The 2,790-nt window shown below is 33.7% G+C and carries 4 protein-coding genes; all 4 read left to right on the forward strand.

Annotated features, from left to right (window positions below; genetic code table 11):
• Window positions 1-115 precede the first annotated feature (115 nt).
• From Q0F04_RS11585 to Q0F04_RS11600, 4 genes are read left to right on the forward strand one after another with little or no spacing between them, the layout of a single operon-like run.
• Window positions 116-769, forward strand: a complete 654-nt coding sequence (locus Q0F04_RS11585; protein WP_295753455.1) for an HAD family phosphatase — start codon at window positions 116-118, stop codon at window positions 767-769.
• A gap of 1 nt (window position 770) precedes the next feature.
• Window positions 771-2,120, forward strand: coding sequence for an MATE family efflux transporter (locus tag Q0F04_RS11590; RefSeq protein ID WP_295753457.1), 1,350 nt, complete (start codon window positions 771-773; stop codon window positions 2,118-2,120).
• Window positions 2,121-2,135: 15 nt separating this feature from the next.
• Window positions 2,136-2,438 (forward strand): hypothetical protein, encoded by a 303-nt coding sequence (locus tag Q0F04_RS11595; protein ID WP_295753459.1) that lies wholly within the window; start codon window positions 2,136-2,138, stop codon window positions 2,436-2,438.
• Entirely contained in the window at window positions 2,407-2,598 is a 192-nt protein-coding gene (locus Q0F04_RS11600) for a hypothetical protein (protein ID WP_295753461.1), read from the forward strand. The genes Q0F04_RS11595 and Q0F04_RS11600 overlap by 32 nt, the downstream gene beginning before the upstream one ends.
• Window positions 2,599-2,790: the final 192 nt, after the last annotated feature.

The raw sequence follows: 2,790 nt of genomic DNA on the forward strand, positions 1-2,790 counted from the left end.
GTAAGCCGTATGCCTTAGTAGGGCACGTACGGTTTGACAAGGGGCGGTAGAATTAAAATTCTGTCGCCTACTTTTTCGTGCTATACTTATACTGTTTTTTTGAGGGAGGATATGTATGTTAGAGTTAGTCGTATTTGATGTAGATGGGTTAATGATTGACACAGAAAGCGTATGGAAAAATGCGTTTGATAAGGCAGGAGATAAATATGGCATCCCAAATTTAGGAGATACTTTATTTCCTTCATTAATTGGCAAAAGATTAGAAGATGAACAAGAGTTGTTGGATCGTCTTTTGCCTAGTGATATCCAGAATCAATTGATTAATGAATGGAGACAAATTGGACTTTCTTCTTTAGAAAAAGAAGTGCCTGTTAAACCGGAGCTATATGAGATGTTGGATTATTTAGAACAGCATCATATTAAAATGGCTGTCGCAACAACGACAAGAAGAGAATTGACGGAACAAAGATTAAAGAAAATTGGTGTATATGATCGTTTTGACTATGTTCTTTGTGGGGATGAGGTCACAAAGCGTAAGCCAGATCCAGAAATTTATTTAAGTGTTTTAAAGAAAATGAATACAGACGCAAAAAATGCTCTAGTCTTAGAGGACAGTGTAGTTGGTGTTGAGGCTGCCTATAGGGCAGGTATAGATTGTATTCAAGTACCGGATTTGATTGCTCCAACAGAAGTACAGGAAAAACAGACAATTTGTATTGTCAAAGATTTAATGGAAGCTAGAGATTATATTCAAGAGAACAGGATCTAAAATGCGTCATAATGATTTTGAAAATACACCCATGTTAAAGCTTGTCATGGGTTTGGTCATACCGAGTATGATTGCGCAGTTAGTCAATATTTTATATTCCATTGTCGATCGTATGTTTGTAGGTCAAATTGAAGAAGTAGGAAATATATGTTTGGCAGCCGTTGGAATATGTGGTCCAATCGTTACTTTATTATCGAGTTTTGGAACCCTTGTTGGAATTGGTGGTTCCATTTGGCTATCTATGTGTTTGGGTCAAAAGAATGAGAAAAGGGCAAGTCAGATTCTATATAACAGTTTTGTGATGTTGGTTGTTCTTTCCCTTTGTTTAACCCTTGGATTCATTCTTTTAAAACACAATTTGATTTATTGGTTTGGAGGCAGTGATGCACTGTATCCTTATGCCAATACGTATCTTACAATCTATACTTTAGGTACTTTCTTTGCTCTAATGTCGATTGGATTGAATTATTTTATTACGGGACAAGGCTATGCCACCATTGCGATGTTAAGTGTATGTATTGGTGCCATCACAAATATTATTTTTGACTTTATCTTGATTCGAACACTAAAGATTGGTGTAGCCGGTGCTGCCATTGGTACGGTTGTAGCCCAATTTTTATCGTGTATGTTTGTGCTTTGTTTTTTAAGGTTTAAATCAAAAATCAAATTGAAAAAAGAAGATTTATCTGTAGATAAGATGAAGTATATTGTTAAACTTGGCTTCTCACCATTTTTGATTCTCGCATCCGATTCAGTCATATTGATTGTGATGAATATGATGCTTCAAAAGTATGGTGGAAATATGGGGGATATTTATATTTCAGCCATTACTGTAGCTCAAAGCTATTTTTTATTGATTACAGGTCCACTTTTAGGTATTAGTTCAGGCACACAACCGATCTTTGCGTATCATTTTGGTTCGCAAAATTTAAAGAAAATCAAAGAAGCCTTTAAAATCGTGATTTCATTTGCGTTTCTATTTTGTCTTGTCATGTTCATTATTTCAATGTGCTACTCAAACGTATTTGTTGCGATGTTTACTCAAGATCTTACCACAATGCCAATTGCGCAAAGAGCTATTAAAATCTTCTGTTTAGGTATATTAATGATGTCTATTCAATATGTTTTAGTGGATGGAATTACAGGATTATCCAATGTAAAATTATCTTTGTTTTTATCATTAAATCGTAAGATGATGTATTTAGGTTGTACATGTTTATTGCCTGCATTTTTAGGGGTTTCTAATATTTTCTATGCACAACCAATAGCCGATATTTATGCGAGTATTGTGACTGTCGTTTGTTTTATAAAAATCATACCTTCTTATTTAAAAAGTCATGGTGTACAATAAGACTAGGTGATGATTATGTTTTTTAAGAAAGAAAAGAAAGTGAATGTTCCAGATTTATGGAATTTTATGACATCTTTAAATAAAAAGGATAAGGCTTTGTTTGAAGAACTATTAGATAATGATAATGAACCCTTGGAATATAAGGGAGATGTCAAACAGGGTGGTTTATTAAAGAATAAGAAGATGATTGAAAGAAGGGTCATTGAAAAAGAGGAGGATGGAAGATTGCGTGATTATACGCAATATCGTATTCAGCCAGATGTATATGAAGTATTAAAACCTTCTTATGATCAATTCTATTCAATTATTGGTGATTAAGCTTGTAGAAATACAGGCTTTTTTCTTTATAGGTGCAAATCACAAGACAAAAAAAGTCCTTAAAGGTGCAAATGGAGGAATAAAAAAAGTCCTTGTAGGTGCAAATGAAGCTGATAAAAAAGTGCTTAAAGGTGTAAACATGGATGAAAGTGTGCTATAATACCCATATATAAAGGAGAATATATATGTTAAGAAATGCGACGAATTTATTGACAAAATGGAATGCTCGAAAGAATCGAAAGCCACTTATTGTATGGGGCGCTCGTCAGGTGGGTAATAATGTAAAGTTGAGAATAATGTAAAGTAAAGCTTATAAGCCTTATAAATAAAGGATCTTTGGCTAAATTACTTT

The organism is uncultured Holdemanella sp. (assembly GCF_934772795.1).
GTDB lineage: Bacteria > Bacillota_I > Bacilli_A > Erysipelotrichales > Erysipelotrichaceae > Holdemanella.